The following is a 14177-nucleotide window of genomic DNA, read 5'->3' as shown; positions in this document are numbered from 1 at the left end:
GGCGGGGACCTCGATGCTCCTCGGGATCGCGCCGGAGAATCTCTCTAAAATGATGGAGATCGCCAGGGCCTCCTCGAGCCTCGAGAAGGACCTCCGGATCCTGGAGATCCGGAGGCTCCTCTCCTCTCTCTCCGAGCTCGGCCTGGCCGGGGAGATCGCCAGAAAACACGAATTGACGGACCAGGACCTCGAGCTCCTGGCGCATATCGAAACAGAAGTGAGGCGGATCCGAAAGGAGCGCGGGAAAAATGGCACAAGTTAACCTTAAAATTTCGGCCGAGGACAAGGCGAGCGCCGTCCTCGAAAAGATGCACCAAAGCGGGAGAAACGCCTCCGATCGCCTGTCGGGGGCCTTCGAGCGCCTGGGGATCCGGAGCTCGGCCTCGATCGAGAAGTCGCGCGCCGATATCGTCTCGGCTTATGAGCGGATCGAAAAGAGCGGGGTCGCCACGACGGAGGAGATCACCAGGGCTCACGCGGCTATGCAAACGAAACTCGGCGCGCTCGCCGACCAGGGCGCGGGGAGGATCCGGAGGACCTGGGACTCCCTTAAGGCTCACTGGCTCGGGATTACGGCCGCGATCGCCGGGGCCTGGATCGCCGTCTCTCAAGCCTGGAGCGCCGGCAAGGACGCCGCGCAAGGCCTCCAGCAACGCCAGGCCTTTGTAAACCTGGCGGCGAGCCACGGAGCGGCGGCGGACTCGATCCTCGCCGACCTTAAGCGCGTTTCGGCCGGGACGATCGCGACGCGCGAGCTCGTCGAGAAGGCGGGGACCTCGATGCTCCTCGGGATCGCGCCGGAGAATCTCTCTAAAATGATGGAGATCGCCAGGGCCTCCTCGAGGGTTACGGGGCAAACGATTACAAAGAGTTTCGAGGATATCTCTCTCGCCGTCGGCCGGCAATCGAGAATGATCCTCGATAACCTGGGGATAATCGTCCAGGTCGAAAAGGCAAACGAGGCCTACGCGGCGACGCTCGGAAAGACGGCCTCCGAGCTCACGGACGCGGAGAAAAAACAGGCCTTTTTAAATGCGACGATGGAGGCCGGCGAGGAAATACTCGCGCGGGTCGGCCTCGAGGGCGAGACGGCAATGGAGCGCCTCCAGCGGCTCGAGGCGACAATGGCGAATTTACGAGAGACGGCCGGCCGGGGGGTCCTGGCGGTTATGGCCGTCCTCGGGGGCGTTTTCCAGGGGGTCGCCGGCTTTGCCCTTCGCCTGGTCGGGGCGCTCGACAATGTTATCGCCTCGCTCCTGTCCCTGGTGGGGGCAACGGAGACGGCCGAGGAGTTTCGGCTCTCGGCCGAGGCGGCGCTCGCCGGAGGCGCGGACCTTTATAGGCAGTCGGCCGAGTCGATCACCTCGGCGGCGGACCTGATAAGCGGAAAACTCGATCCGGCGACGGCGGCGATCCAGCGCCACGCCGAGGCACAAAACGCGGCCGAGGAGGCGGCAAAGAAGGAGGCCGAGGCGCTCAAGGAGGCCGAGGCGGCGGTCGACGGATACCGGAAAGCGATCGGGGATCTCGGCGCGGACGTCCTTCGTTTCGCCGAGTCGGGTTTCTCCGACGACCTCAAGCGCCAGGAGGAATACCTCGAGAAAAACGGCAAGCTCGCCGCGAATCTGCGCCAGCCGCTCGAGACATATCTCGGAGTTATCGGCCAGGTCTACGGCGCGCAAGTCGAGGCACAAAAGAAGATCTCCGAGGTCCTGGAGGCGATCGGATCCGACGAAAAGAAAAAGCTCGACCAGGCGATCGCGGCGAGCCAGGCCGAGAAGAATCTCGCCGAGGCGCGCCTTAAGGGGTGGGAGTCGTATTATCAGCGCCTCGAGACGATGCACTCCGCGACGCTCGAGACAATGGCGAAAAAACAGGAGGAGCTCCTCGAGGTTAAAAAGTTCGGCGAGGACCTAGCGGCGGCTCTCGAGGAGAAATTCCAGCCGGCCGAGGCGCTCTCGCCTTATGAGGCTTTTTATACCAAGCTCGACGCGATCGACGCGGCGACGACGGAGGCGCTCAAGCTCAAAGGGGACGAAAAGGTCGAGGCGCTTAAAAAGGTTATGCAATCGCTCGACGAGCTCCCGACAAAGATCGAGGACGGCGGCGCGCTCGTCGTCTCCTCCCTGGAGATTTACGACCAGGCGACGGGGCGGCTTGACAAACTGCGCCAGGCGCTCGAGGGGACAAAACAGGCCGAGCTTGACGCGGCCGGCGCGGCCTCGACCAGGCTCCAGGTTGAAATAAACGCGGCCGAGGCCTCGATCGCCGGTTTCCGCTCCGAGGTCCTGGATCTCGGGAGCAAGATCTCGGAGCTCTCGCAACGGATCCAGATCTCCCTCGACGACCAGGCGAGCGGCAAGCTCGGCCAGATCCGAGCGGCGATCGACGCGCTCCAGGATAAGACGGTTAATATCTCCGTCGCCTATACCTCGACGATCCCCTCCTCGGGCTCGGCTCCCTCTGTCGGGGGATCTCCTCCGACTCTGGCGCTCGGCTCGTTCTCCGTCGGGACGCGCCGGATCCCGAAAACGGGGCTCTATCAACTCCACGAGGGCGAGGAGGTCAAAAATCCGCGCGAGGCCTCGAGCTCTCCGGCCGGACGCTCGACGATCGTCCAGGTCGCGCCGGGAGCCGTTCAAGTCGTTTTACCGGCCGCGAGGGCCGATCGCCAATCGGCGAAAGAGGTCGCGCGGGAGATCTTCGGCGAGCTCGAGGCTCTCGGCCGGCGCAAAAGATCAACTAACTAAGGGAGGTTTTTATCATGGGTTTTTGGTCTGTCGACGCGAATCGGTGCGCGGCTTGTGCAAAGCGGGATAAATGCAAGGACCGGCGCGCGCTCTTAACGGCGCTCTCTCCCCTGGTCGCCGATCTCAACCTCTCCGAGGATCCGGAGGAGATCCGAGGGGATGGGGCGATCGTTCTCGCCTGTCGGGGCAATGGATGAAGGCGCGCTTTAATCATGCCGGGGGCTCGGTCGAGTTCACTCGCGCGCCGATGCCTCCCGAGCGGTCGCTCGAGATCCTCCAGGCCTCCGGCGTTACGGCCGGGGGCTCTCCCCTGGCGCTCGATCCCCTGGCCGAGGAGAATCTCCTCCCTCTTGTCTGGCGAGGGCTCCCCCTGGCCGACGCCGAGCTCCTGGAGAGCTTTTTTTTAAACGTCGCCGACGGCATGGGGAAAACTTTTAATTATGTCGACGTCGGGGGGATCTCTCGCGCGGTCCGCTTCGCCTCTCCGGAGATCCGGACCGTCGAGCGAGCTTTCGGCGTCGTCGACGTCTCAATCCTTTTGATGGAGGTTTAGCGTTATGGCTCAAGGAATAGCAAAGGGAAACGTCGCGCCTTTCGATTATTACTCGGACGATCTCCGAGGCGAGGGGGCCGGCGTCGATCCGATCTCGGCCGTCGTCGACCTGGATCAAAGCGGCGCGCCGGCGCAAGTCGCCTCGGCCGAGATCCTGGTCTATTACATAGCGACCGAGTTCGCTTATACGGAGATCGAGCTCGCGCCGATCGGCGAGGACGCCGGCGTTAACTGGCAGATCGCCGGCGCTTCGGGCGGTCCCTGGCTCGAGACTCTCCCCCTCGCCGACCAGGACGCGCGAGCGGCCGATAAGGCGGTCGCGGTTTATCTGCGCGCTCTGGTCGATAACGACGGGACGGTCGGCGTCTCGAAAAAAACATCCTGTAAAATCCAGATTTCCGCGCGGGGGGCCTTGTAATGAAACCGGCGATCTTTGGCGGAAACACTCCTCCCTTGTCGCCTGGCGTCTCGGTCCGCGTCTACCAGGCCGGGACGGCCGTCCTCGCCACGGTTTACGACTTCGCCTCGGGGCTCGCGATCGACCAGGCCGGCCTCCCCCTGGTCGCCGATGCTCTCGGCCGGTTTTCCTTTACGGCCGATGCCGGCCAGATGGTCGACGTTAAGATCGGCGGCGAGGGGACGGCGGCGGACCTGGCTTATAACGGAGGGGCGGCGCGGTGGTTTAAAAATTATCCGATGGTCGATCCGAAAAGCTACACTCCCGATAACGTCCTGGGTGCCGTCTCACAGGCCGGAGGCGTTCCGACGGGGGCGATCATCGAGCGGGGAAGCAACGCAAACGGGGAATATATCAAGTTTGCCGATGGAACGCAGATTTGTACCAAAACGGGTGGAGCCGTACAATTCGTAAACTCGAGCAACCTCAACTTTCCATGGACCTATCCCGCAAGTTTTGTGTCAATGCCCTTTGTGGTAGGCAATATTAAAGACGTGGTTCTTGCGGTTGCGAAAGATTTACACGTTAACTGTTATGAGGCAAACACGACAAACGCATTTGTGAGTGTATTGTCCGTGGCGCAATTTGTGTTAGAAGATGCCGTAGGTTCAATGGATGCTCTGGCCATTGGTCGCTGGTTTTAAAGGAGATATATGCATATCAAGCTCTCGCCTCAACGAAGGGACGACGCTCTCGAGGTCGAAAAGGCCGGGGACCTCCTCACGATAAACGGGCTCGATTATGACTTTTCGCCGCTCCCTGCGGGGGCGTCCTTGCCGGCCTCGGCGATCGAGTGCGAATGGATCGTCGGGGACGTTTACCGCTCTGTCGACGGGGTTCTCGAGGTAACGCTTATCCTCCCTCATGGGGCGAATCCCGCGCCGGAGCAAGCGTTCCCCTCGGACATTGTCAATCCTCCCGACGGGGTTATCTCTCTCCCTGGTTCAGGGGGGAGCGAGGAGGCTAAATAATGATTGATTGGGGCAAGGTAAAAACGGACGAGGAAAAGATCGCCGAGGCTCGAGAGGCCGAGGCGCGCGCGGAGCTCCGGATCCTTGACGAAAAGGTCCCTCGGGGCCTCGAGGACCTGGTCGGCGCGCTCAAAGCTAAGGGGATCCTCTCCGACGCGGACCTCCCGGCCGAGCTCGGCGATCACATAGCGCGCAAAGCGGCCGCGCGCCTCAAGATCCCGACGAGCGGGGTTTAAATGTTTGTCTTTGACGTTCCAGGCGGGGAGCTCCTCGGCGTCGACACCGAGGCCGGCGTCGCGGTCCTCGAGGAGGTCATGGTCGATACCTCGGCCGGCGTCACAGGTCCCGACCTGGTCCTCGTCGATACCCTGGCGGAGGTCGCGGTCCTCGAGGAGATCCTGGTCGATACTCTGGCGGAGGTCGCGGTCCTCGAGGAGATCCTGGTCGATACGTCGGCGGCGATCTCGGCTCTCGAGCTCGTCCTGGTCGATACTCTGGCGGGGATCTCGGGGATAGATCGGATCCTGGTCGACTCGCGGGTCCTTCTGAATCCTTCGCTTTTTATCCACGCGGCCGGCGCGGTTTATTTCTCGGTCCATCCTTCGCGGCCTTACGAGAGGGAGATCCTCCGTCGCCAGGTTCGCGGGTTCGACTCCTCCGGCGCGCCGCGCGTCTATAAAAAGGGCAATCGCGACCGGATCCTCTGGAGCCTGTTTTTCCCTCGCCTGGAGGTCCTGGATTTCGAGGATCTCCTCGTTTTCATGCGCGAGACGGTCAAGGGGACCAGGGGGGCCTTTACCTGGCGCGATCATGAGGGGGCCGAGCGCCTGGTTAAATTTCGAGAGCCGCGCCTCCAGGCGCGGCCGAATGGGGTCGGGAGGGTTTCGGTTTCCTTCGACCTGGTCGAGGGGGTTTAGCTTTGAGAATCTTTCCGCCTGGCTTTACGGCCGAGAAAAATAGAGACGACGGAGCGGCTCCGACCTGGTTCCTTAAGATCACGGCAGGAGGGGCGGACTATTATCTCGGGGAGGATAGTTTCGATATACAAAACTTTTCCGGAGGGATCTCGGTCCTCGGGTGGGTCCGCTCCTGGGGGAAAATTACCGAGGTTCTCTCGGGAGGGCTTAACGAGCTCCAGGTCGCCGACTTCGACCTCGACGTCCTGGTCGATCCGGACGCCGCGCCAAATATCGAGGACCTCGCGACGGGGTTCGACCTCGAGGAGAGCCCGGTTTCCCTCTATGCCTGGTTCCATGGCCTGGACGCCGCGACCGATCCCCCTCAAGAGATTTTGAGGGGATATGTCCGCGACGTCTCCCTCCCCGAGGACGGGATGGCTCGGCTCTATATCGAGGACGAGACGGTCCGCCTCGAGCGGCATATCGGCCGGCGCGTCTCGCGCCTGGAGTTCCCCGAGGCCGATCCCGACGACGTCGGGAAAATGGTCCCGATCGTTTTCGGATCCGTCGATCGCCTCCCGGCCTTGGCGGTCGAGGCGGGGATCCAGACGAGCCTCCCCTCTAATCTCGACGCCGTCGCGATCGCCTTCGCCGTCTCCGACGCGACGGGGATCGACGCCGGCGAGGTCTACCAGGTCGACGAGGAGGAGATCCGGATCGACCAGGTCGCCGGCGACCTGGTCACGGTCACGCGCGGATATAACGCAACGGCGGCGGCGAGCCATACGAAAGGCGCGATCCTTTGGCAAAAAAAAGACCGTTTCGTTTACCTGGTCGCCGATCATCCGGTCGACTCGATCGGGAAGGTCCTCGGCCGAGTCGGCGACGCCGAGCTCGATATCTCGGCGATATGCTCGATCTATACGGGGCAACCGGGGAGCGAGCTCGCCGGCTATGCGGGGCGCGCCGTCGTCACGATCCCCGGTTATATCACGGCCGCGCAAGCCGTCGACCTTCTGGCCGTCGATACGATCGGGGTTAGCGATACGATATCGGTTAGCGATACGATCGGGGTTAACGACTCGATCTCGGTTTCCAGCGGGAGCCACGACCACGCGGCCGGCTTGCAGATAACCACGGTCCATCCCGACTCGGTTATCCCGAATAATTCGAGTAATTATGGTTTTACCGGCGACGATGAACAGGATATGCTAGACGGCAACTTAACGCACACTAACGCGCTAGGGAGCGCCGGCCGTCACCAGGACATAAAACTCGCGCAAGCGGCCTCGTTCAGCGGGACGCCGACGCGGGTCCGCCTCTGTTGTCATGCCAGAAATAGCGACCTGGTCCTTAATTTTCACAGAAACGGGGTTTATCAGGGGTCGCTGACGCACAATAACGCGAGCTCCTCGCCGGCAACCTATAAAAGCGGGTGGATGCCTCTCCCGGCCTGGTCCGATCTTTACGCCTCGAACACTCGGATCTTTCTCCAGTTAAACGGAAATTCCTATATTTTCCAAATTTGGCTAGAGGTCGAGTTCGATCCCTCGACCTCCTCCTCCGGCGCGATCGTCGCCAAGAGCGGGGCGGCGACAAAGAGCGGGAGCGCGACAAAGGCCGGGAGCGCGACAAAGTCGGGAGGGGTCTATCTCTCCGGAAACAGTACGGCTAACACGCTCGTCGGCGACGAGATCCTCGTCTCCGTCTCTCGCAACCTGGCCGCGCCTGGGGCCGTTATCGCCGAGCTCCTGTCGACTTATTGCGGGGTCGCGGCTTTCCAGCAGATCGGCGCGCTCCCGGCGTCCTATCGCTTCGACGGGGCGCTTACCAAATACCGGAGGGCGATCGAGTGGCTTAACGAGCTCGCCTTTCAGTCGAGGAGTTATTTCCGGATGCGGCTCGGCGAGGGGAGGCTTATCGTCCGGCCGACGGCTCCGGCTCCGGTTAAGGCGATCGGCGCGGTCGTCGCGACGTCGAGGCGCGGCCGCGCGCTCTCTAGGGAAAAGGCTCCCCTCGAGGAGGTCGTTAACCGGATCGCGCTTTTTTATGCTCGCGATTGGTCCCTCGACGGTTCGGACGAGGGAAATTATCGCGAGGTCGCCGAGGGGATCGACGCGGCCTCGGTCGGCAAATATGGCGAGCGCGAGCGGCCGAGCCTCTGGCGTTTCGATTTTGTCCTCTCGCCGGAAATGGCCGAGGACCTGGTCCTCTCTTATCTCTCACTCCTGGCCGGCCGTCCCTGGCGTTTCGACTTCGAGGTCTACCTGGAGCACCTGGAGTTAGAGTTTTCCGACCAGATCTCCCTCGATTTCCTCGCCGGCCAGGTCGTCGAGATCTCCGAGGCGGGGATCTCTCCAGGCTCGGAGAGTCGCGCCGACGTCGTCCGATTTGTCGCTAGGGGCTAATCTTCTTATTGACACTGCCGGCATGATAGGTTAATAAGTAAGCGCTACAAACGAGAAAACAGGGATTTACCTGCTTGCTTGTAGCTAAAATAAGCGAAAAAGACTTTTAGAAACAAAGTGTTAGAAGTTTAGTAAGTGCCGCCCTAGCTCAGCTGGTAGAGCAACTGATTCGTAATCAGTAGGTCGTCGGTTCAAATCCGATGGGCGGCTCCAGTTGCAAGAACGGGGGCCCGGGAGATTCCGGGGCCCCCGTTCTTCTTCCCACCTCTTCCGCAATCTCCTCTCCCCCTGCCAGCAACAAAAATCGTCTCTCGGTTCGCCAGGATTTTTTGGGCACTTTTCAGGGGAGCGCAGCCGCGCGAACGGGCTATAATCCAGGAACGGGTTGCCATCCAGGAAGGAGCAGGACAATGGAGAAAAATTTAGCGGAAGCGATCATTGAGGCTTGCAGCCGGAATGGTGTCAGGACCGAGTTACGGGAAAATCATTCAGCTTCCTGGATGCGTGGAAGAAAGACTACCGGTGTCGTTATCGTAGAGGGAGATCTGGCGCTAGTTTTAACGGCAATAATTGCGAACGCTCACTTGTTCGTCGATGGTGAATTGCCGAAGTTTGCTATCAAAGAAACGCTTCGCTTCAGTCCTTTTCGGCTTAATCTGATCCTTTATTAGGTTTATCGGCCATGAGAACAAGAAGACTTCTCCTGACTGTGTTGCTGGGAATTTTTCTGTGCGCTACTGTGTCCACAGCGGAATCGACAGAGCATTCCATGGTCGTCACCGCCACCGCATTCAACTCGGTGCCCTCGCAGACCGATTCGAATCCGTCGATCGCTGCCTGGGGAGACCGGCTCAAGCCTGGAATGAAGGCCGTGGCGGTCTCCCGCGACCTGATCAAAAAGGGACTCACGAGGGGAACCACCCTGCGAATCGAGGGATTGGAGGGTGAATACGTCGTCCTCGACAAAACAGCATCGCGCCACAAAAAGCGGGTCGACATTTACATGGGTACCGATGTTCAGAAGGCAAGACGATTTGGAGTCAGACGGCTGCGAATCTTCTGGGGCGATCACGCACTCTCAACAAGCGAACAAGCGGAACAGTACATTGATTCCAGGTGCGTGCTTAAAGAGAGGATTTAAGGGGGGAAGGGTCGTTACAGCGGAAGGTGTTTGTAGATGGTGCCAACCACGTTTTTGATGTTGCCTGGTTTCTCTATAAAGTCATCCATTCCCGCTTCATCACATTTCTGGCGATACTCCTCACCAACCATCACAGTGAAAGCAATGATTGGCGTTCGCTTGCGCCCGGACCGCTTTTCATGCTCTCGTATTCGTTTTGTGGCTTCAATCCCGTCAATTTCAGGCATCCTCAAATCCATCAATATCACGTCAAAATCGCCGTTCTCCCACGCTTCGACAGCATTCGCACCGGATTTAACGACTGTAGGCTGCCAGTGATCTTCGATTTCAACGATGCGTTTCATCAACTCACGGATGAGTGAATCATCTTCAACAATTAATATTTGAGGGTGGCGTCCAGGATCATTTCCCATTATGTTTTCCTCTTAGACCTTAATTATATCCTGAATCAATAACAAATGCCCGAAATACAGGATTGCGTCTTGGCGGCGGCATTGATATAACATTGTTTGAATACTGCTCGCGTAAACGATTCTCAACGGGTTCGCTCACCCAGGAGGACGCCAGGTGGCGTCCATCTTCCGTGTCTTCTTCCGACAATTGCCGGAGGCCCCTATGCTCAACCGGAGGCAGGACCGCCCAGCCTACGACCCCTCCCGCTTTGCACTGGCGCGCTGGTCCATCTTTGCCATACTGATCGTCTCCTACATGCTGGTCTTCTTCCACCGCATGGCGCCGGCGGTGGTTTCGACGGACCTGATGCGCGCCTTCGGCACCAGCGGCGCCGCCCTCGGCTCTCTGGCCGCCATGTATTTCTACATCTACACCGCCATGCAGATCCCCTCCGGGATTCTCGCCGACACCCTCGGCGCCCGGACAACGGTGGCGGCCGGCAACATGGTGGCCGGGTCCGGCTCCATCCTTTTCGGTCTGGCCGACACCTTCTGGAGCGCCTCCCTCGGCCGCGGTCTGGTGGGTCTTGGGGTCTCGGTCGTCTTCGTCGGGCTCTTCAAAAGCAACAGCGTCTGGTTCAGCGAACGCAACTACGGGATGATCAGCGGCCTGACTCTCCTTCTCGGAAATGTCGGCGCCATCGCCTCGGCGGGTCCCCTGGCGGCCCTGCTCGCTGTCGTCTCCTGGCGTCTGGTCTTCGTCGTCCTGGGGGTCGTCACGATCCTTCTCGCCGTCCTCACCGCACTGCTGGTGCGCAACAGCCCCGAGGATCTCGGCTTTCCCTCGGTGCGCGAGATGGAGGGAAAGGCGTCCCACGGTTCGCGCAGCCGGCACTGGCTGGCGGACCTCAAGGACGTGGTCGCCACTCGTTCCGCCTGGCCGGCGTTCTGGGTGGACATGGGGATGATCGGCAGCATGCTGGCCTTCGTCGGACTCTGGGCCGTTCCTTTCCTGCGCGACACCCAGGGGCTCGACCGCACCGCCGCTTCGATGTACACCACCGTCGCCCTGGCCGCGTTCGCTGTCGGCTCCATGCTGGCCGGCTGGCTCTCGGACCGCATGAGGCGGCGCAAGCCGGTGATCCTGGCCGGCACCATCCTGTACACCCTCGCCTGTGTGGGGTTGGCCTTTCTGCGCTGGCAGCCCGGCCCCGTCGGCATGGCCCTCTTCGCCCTGCTCGGCTTCAGCGCCGGGGGATTCATCGTCACCTTCGCCTGCGCCAAGGAAGTCGTCGCTCCGCCGCTGGCCGGCATGGCGGTCGGCCTGGTCAACACCGGCCTTTTCCTGGGCGCGGCTGTCATCCAGCCCCTCTTCGGGGCGATGATGGACCTCGGCTGGGACGGCCGGGAGAGCGGCGGCTTACGCATTTACGCCTCTTCCGACTACCACCTCGGATTCCTCGTCATGATCGCCGCCTCGATACTGGCCGTGGTCGGCGCCACCCGGATCCGTGAGACCCGCTGCCGCAACACAACGATCGTTGAATAATTACCGAACCTGAACGCCCTGCCGGTAACAGTTCCGCACTCCCGTATCTCCTCGGCCCTGCCTTGTTCCGCTGCAATCACTTTTTCAGCGTCCGCGCAACAAACCCGCGGATTGCCTCCTGTGCCTCTGCCGACTCCCACAATTCCTGGATCCTGGCCGCGTTCAGCCTGGTATGCGTCTCAATCGCAGCGCGCACCGGCTGACGCGCCTGCTGTTTGGAGAACGAGAAGATATCGGGCCGGATGGCCGCGAGCGAATCAGCCGCGCAGATGGCCTCGGTGAGCAGTTCCCCTTCCTCGACCACGACATCGATCAGACCTCTTTGCCTCGCCTCCTGCGCGGCATACGTTGCCCCCCCAAGCACGACCTCTTCATAAAAGCTCGGGCCGGTTCTTGCGCGCATGATTTCCATGGCAACCGTCGGAAACGGCACCCCGACACGCAGCTCGGGAACCCCGATCCGCGCCTTGCCGGCAACCATGAAGCGCCGGTCGGCGCTGCAGGCCAGCAGGCAGCCTCCTGCGATGGCATGACCATTGACTGCCGCTATGAGCGGTTTGTCGCAGAAGAAGAGGGTTTCCAGCATCTCATCGAGGGCGGGAAGAAATTTGCGGATATAATCGATGCCTCCCTCCAGCAGCCGCGGCAGATCGACGCCGGCGCCGAAAATCTTTCCCTCCCCCGTAAGGACGATCGCCCGGACAGGTGAAACGGCCAGTTCCCGGGCCACCATGGTCAAACCGACACAGAAATCCACATCCATCGCGTTGGCAGGGCCATGCCGCATGCTCAGGATCGCAATGTCATCTCTACGCTCGACTGCAAACATATGAGGCTCCGTTTTCGAGTCGGAAACAGTCTACCAGGGTATTGAAAAGCGATTTTTCCCAGGCTGATCAAAAATGTCCAGATGCAAGGCGGCTGAAATCCTGAGGAATAAGGCGTACCTGGAAGGTACGTCGTTGACGAAGGATGAGGCCGGATCCGCAGACCGTTTTTCATCAGCCCGCTACATATTGCGTCGGTACTGCCCGCCCACCTCGTAAAGCGCGGCGCTGATCTGTCCGAGGGAGGCGACCCGCACCGTCTCCATCAGTTCGGCGAAGACGTTTTCACCCCGCTCGGCGACCTGCTGCAGGCGCCTGAGAGCCTGCGCCCCCTCTTCCCAGTGCCGCTGCTGGAAGGCTCGCAGGTTGGCGATCTGCTGCTCCTTCTCCTCGGGGGTTGAGCGGGCGAGTTCGCCGGGGATGCGGTATCCTTCTTCGTCCGCCCTCGGGTTGAGGTAGGTGTTGACGCCGATGATCGGCAGTTCCCCGGAGTGCTTTTTGTGCTCGTAGAGCATGGACTCCTCCTGGATCCTGCTGCGCTGGTACTGGGTCTCCATGGCGCCGAGGACTCCGCCGCGCTCGTTGATGCGTTCGAACTCCTTCATGACCGCCTCCTCCACCAGATCGGTGAGCTCGTCGATGATGAAGCTTCCCTGCAGGGGGTTCTCGTTGATGGCCAGACCGAGTTCCTTTGTGATGATCATCTGGATGGCCATGGCCCTTCTGACAGACTCTTCGCTGGGGGTGGTGACCGCCTCGTCGTAGGCGTTGGTGTGCAGCGAATTGCAGTTGTCGTAGATCGCCATCAGCGCCTGCAGCGTGGTGCGGATGTCGTTGAAGTCCATCTCCTGGGCGTGAAGGGAGCGCCCCGACGTCTGGATGTGGTACTTGAGCATCTGGCTGCGGGCGTTGGCCCCGTAGCGCTCCTTCAGCACCACCGACCAGATGCGCCGCGCCACCCGGCCGATCACCGTATACTCGGCATCCAGTCCGTTGCTGAAGAAGAAGGAGAGATTGGGGGCGAAGTCATCGATCGCCATTCCCCGCGACAGGTAGTACTCGATATAGGTGAAGCCGTTGGCCAGAGTGAAGGCGAGCTGGCTGATGGGATTGGCGCCGGCCTCGGCGATGTGGTAGCCGCTGATGGAGACCGAGTAGTAATTGCGCACCTTCTGCTCGATGAAGTACTGCTGGATGTCCCCCATCACCTTGAGGGCGAACTCGGTGGAGAAGATGCAGGTGTTCTGCCCCTGGTCCTCCTTGAGGATGTCGGCCTGCACCGTGCCGCGCACCGTCTGCAGGGTGCAGGCGCGGATCACCTCCAGCTCCCCGGCCGAAGGCGCCCTCCCCTTCTCCTGGCTGAATCTCTCCGCCTGCTGGCGGATGGCCGTATTGAAGAACATGGCGAGCAGGATGGGGGCGGGGCCGTTGACCGTCATGGAGACGCTGGTCATCGGATCGCACAGGTCGAAGCCGGCGAAGAGCTTGTCCATGTCGGTCTGGGTGCAGATGGAGACCCCCGACTCGCCGACCTTGCCGTAGATGTCGGGGCGCTCGTCCGGATCCTCGCCGTAGAGTGTGACGCTGTCGAAGGCGGTGGAGAGACGCTTGGCCGGGTCGTTCCTGGTCAGGTAGTGAAAGCGGCGGTTGGTCCGCTCCGGGGTCCCCTCGCCGGCGAACTGGCGCTTGGGGTCCTCGGCGGTGCGCTTGAAGGGGAAGAGCCCGGCGGTGTAGGGGAAGAAGCCCGGCAGGTTCTCCCGGCGGGTCCACTTGACGATCTCGCCGAAGTCCTCGTAGTCGGGGAGGCAGATCTTGGGGATGCGCGACCCCGACAGCGACGTGGTGAAGGTTTCGCTGCGGATCTCCTTGTCGCGCACCCTGGTCACCATGACGTCCTGACGGTAGTTTTTTTTCAGCTCGGGCCAGGTGCTGAGGGTCTTCCGGGTCTCGGCGGAGAGGCGTTCGCCGGCAGCCTCGATAAGCGGGCCGAGAAGAGCCGCCAGCTCGTCCTGCCTGGCGCCGGAAGGATCGGCGGCGGCCTGGGCGCCGACTGCCCGGGGGTGTCGCTGCAGGATTTCGCGGGTACCCTGCAACTGGAAGAGTTCGCGGGCCGCCCGGCTCTGCTCCTCGGTCGCCCTGCGGTAATCCCGCACGATCCGGGCGATCTCGGCCAGATAGCCGGCCTGTTCGGGAGGGATGATATGATGGCGGCGGCTCCGGCGCTCGACGA

General features: G+C 61.3%; 16 protein-coding genes and 1 tRNA gene. 14 read left to right on the top strand and 3 right to left on the bottom strand.

Annotated elements, in window-relative coordinates; all coding sequences use genetic code 11:
* From DTF_RS0114010 to DTF_RS23625, 13 genes are all read left to right on the top strand, one after another.
* A partial coding sequence (locus DTF_RS0114010) for a hypothetical protein (RefSeq protein ID WP_226989350.1) occupies window positions 1-262 on the top strand: 262 nt, incomplete at its 5' end.
* Entirely contained in the window at window positions 249-2750 is a 2502-nt protein-coding gene (locus DTF_RS0114005; protein ID WP_027715819.1) for a hypothetical protein, read from the top strand. The genes DTF_RS0114010 and DTF_RS0114005, both read left to right, overlap by 14 nt.
* A gap of 14 nt (window positions 2751-2764) precedes the next feature.
* The gene (locus DTF_RS0114000) at window positions 2765-2947 is read left to right on the top strand and encodes a hypothetical protein (protein ID WP_027715818.1); all 183 of its coding nucleotides are present in this window, start codon (window positions 2765-2767) and stop codon (window positions 2945-2947) included.
* On the top strand, window positions 2944-3303 hold the full coding sequence (locus tag DTF_RS0113995) for a hypothetical protein (protein ID WP_027715817.1): 360 nt from the start codon (window positions 2944-2946) through the stop codon (window positions 3301-3303). The genes DTF_RS0114000 and DTF_RS0113995 overlap by 4 nt, the downstream gene beginning before the upstream one ends.
* Before the next feature lie 4 nt (window positions 3304-3307).
* Window positions 3308-3721 (top strand): hypothetical protein, encoded by a 414-nt coding sequence (locus DTF_RS0113990; RefSeq protein WP_027715816.1) that lies wholly within the window; start codon window positions 3308-3310, stop codon window positions 3719-3721.
* Entirely contained in the window at window positions 3721-4404 is a 684-nt protein-coding gene (locus tag DTF_RS27295; RefSeq protein ID WP_051361310.1) for a hypothetical protein, read from the top strand. Before DTF_RS0113990 ends, DTF_RS27295 begins: the two co-directional genes overlap by 1 nt.
* Window positions 4405-4413: 9 nt before the next feature.
* Window positions 4414-4731, top strand: coding sequence for a hypothetical protein (locus DTF_RS0113980; protein ID WP_027715815.1), 318 nt, complete (start codon window positions 4414-4416; stop codon window positions 4729-4731).
* On the top strand, window positions 4731-4967 hold the full coding sequence (locus tag DTF_RS0113975; protein ID WP_027715814.1) for a hypothetical protein: 237 nt from the start codon (window positions 4731-4733) through the stop codon (window positions 4965-4967). The genes DTF_RS0113980 and DTF_RS0113975 overlap by 1 nt, the downstream gene beginning before the upstream one ends.
* On the top strand, window positions 4968-5648 hold the full coding sequence (locus tag DTF_RS0113970; RefSeq protein WP_027715813.1) for a hypothetical protein: 681 nt from the start codon (window positions 4968-4970) through the stop codon (window positions 5646-5648).
* A gap of 2 nt (window positions 5649-5650) precedes the next feature.
* Entirely contained in the window at window positions 5651-8038 is a 2388-nt protein-coding gene (locus DTF_RS0113965; protein ID WP_027715812.1) for a hypothetical protein, read from the top strand.
* Window positions 8039-8175: 137 nt separating this feature from the next.
* A tRNA-Thr gene (locus DTF_RS0113960) sits at window positions 8176-8251 on the top strand.
* 197 nt (window positions 8252-8448) lie between these two features.
* Entirely contained in the window at window positions 8449-8709 is a 261-nt protein-coding gene (locus tag DTF_RS0113955) for a hypothetical protein (RefSeq protein ID WP_027715811.1), read from the top strand.
* A gap of 11 nt (window positions 8710-8720) precedes the next feature.
* Window positions 8721-9179, top strand: a complete 459-nt coding sequence (locus tag DTF_RS23625) for a 3D domain-containing protein (protein WP_193352704.1) — start codon at window positions 8721-8723, stop codon at window positions 9177-9179.
* Window positions 9180-9193: 14 nt separating this feature from the next.
* Here DTF_RS23625 and DTF_RS23620 read toward each other — a convergent pair whose 3' ends face one another.
* Entirely contained in the window at window positions 9194-9592 is a 399-nt protein-coding gene (locus DTF_RS23620; RefSeq protein ID WP_051361309.1) for a response regulator, read from the bottom strand.
* A 202-nt stretch (window positions 9593-9794) separates the two neighbouring features.
* Between DTF_RS23620 and DTF_RS0113940 the strand changes: the two genes are divergently transcribed.
* Window positions 9795-11120 (top strand): MFS transporter, encoded by a 1326-nt coding sequence (locus DTF_RS0113940; RefSeq protein ID WP_035057084.1) that lies wholly within the window; start codon window positions 9795-9797, stop codon window positions 11118-11120.
* Between the two features lie 76 nt (window positions 11121-11196).
* Here the strand turns inward: DTF_RS0113940 and DTF_RS0113935 are convergent, their stop codons facing one another.
* Together DTF_RS0113935 and DTF_RS27290 are read right to left on the bottom strand one after the other, a co-directional pair.
* Window positions 11197-11949: an enoyl-CoA hydratase/isomerase family protein gene (locus tag DTF_RS0113935; RefSeq protein WP_027715809.1), complete on the bottom strand. Its 753-nt coding sequence runs from the start codon at window positions 11947-11949 to the stop codon at window positions 11197-11199.
* A 180-nt stretch (window positions 11950-12129) separates the two neighbouring features.
* Window positions 12130-14177: methylmalonyl-CoA mutase family protein (locus DTF_RS27290; RefSeq protein ID WP_226989349.1), on the bottom strand; the 2048-nt coding region annotated here is incomplete at its 5' end.

Origin of the sequence: Desulfuromonas sp. TF, assembly GCF_000472285.1 — a bacterium.
GTDB lineage: Bacteria > Desulfobacterota > Desulfuromonadia > Desulfuromonadales > ATBO01 > ATBO01.
This window is presented reverse-complemented; position numbering and strand designations above follow the sequence as displayed.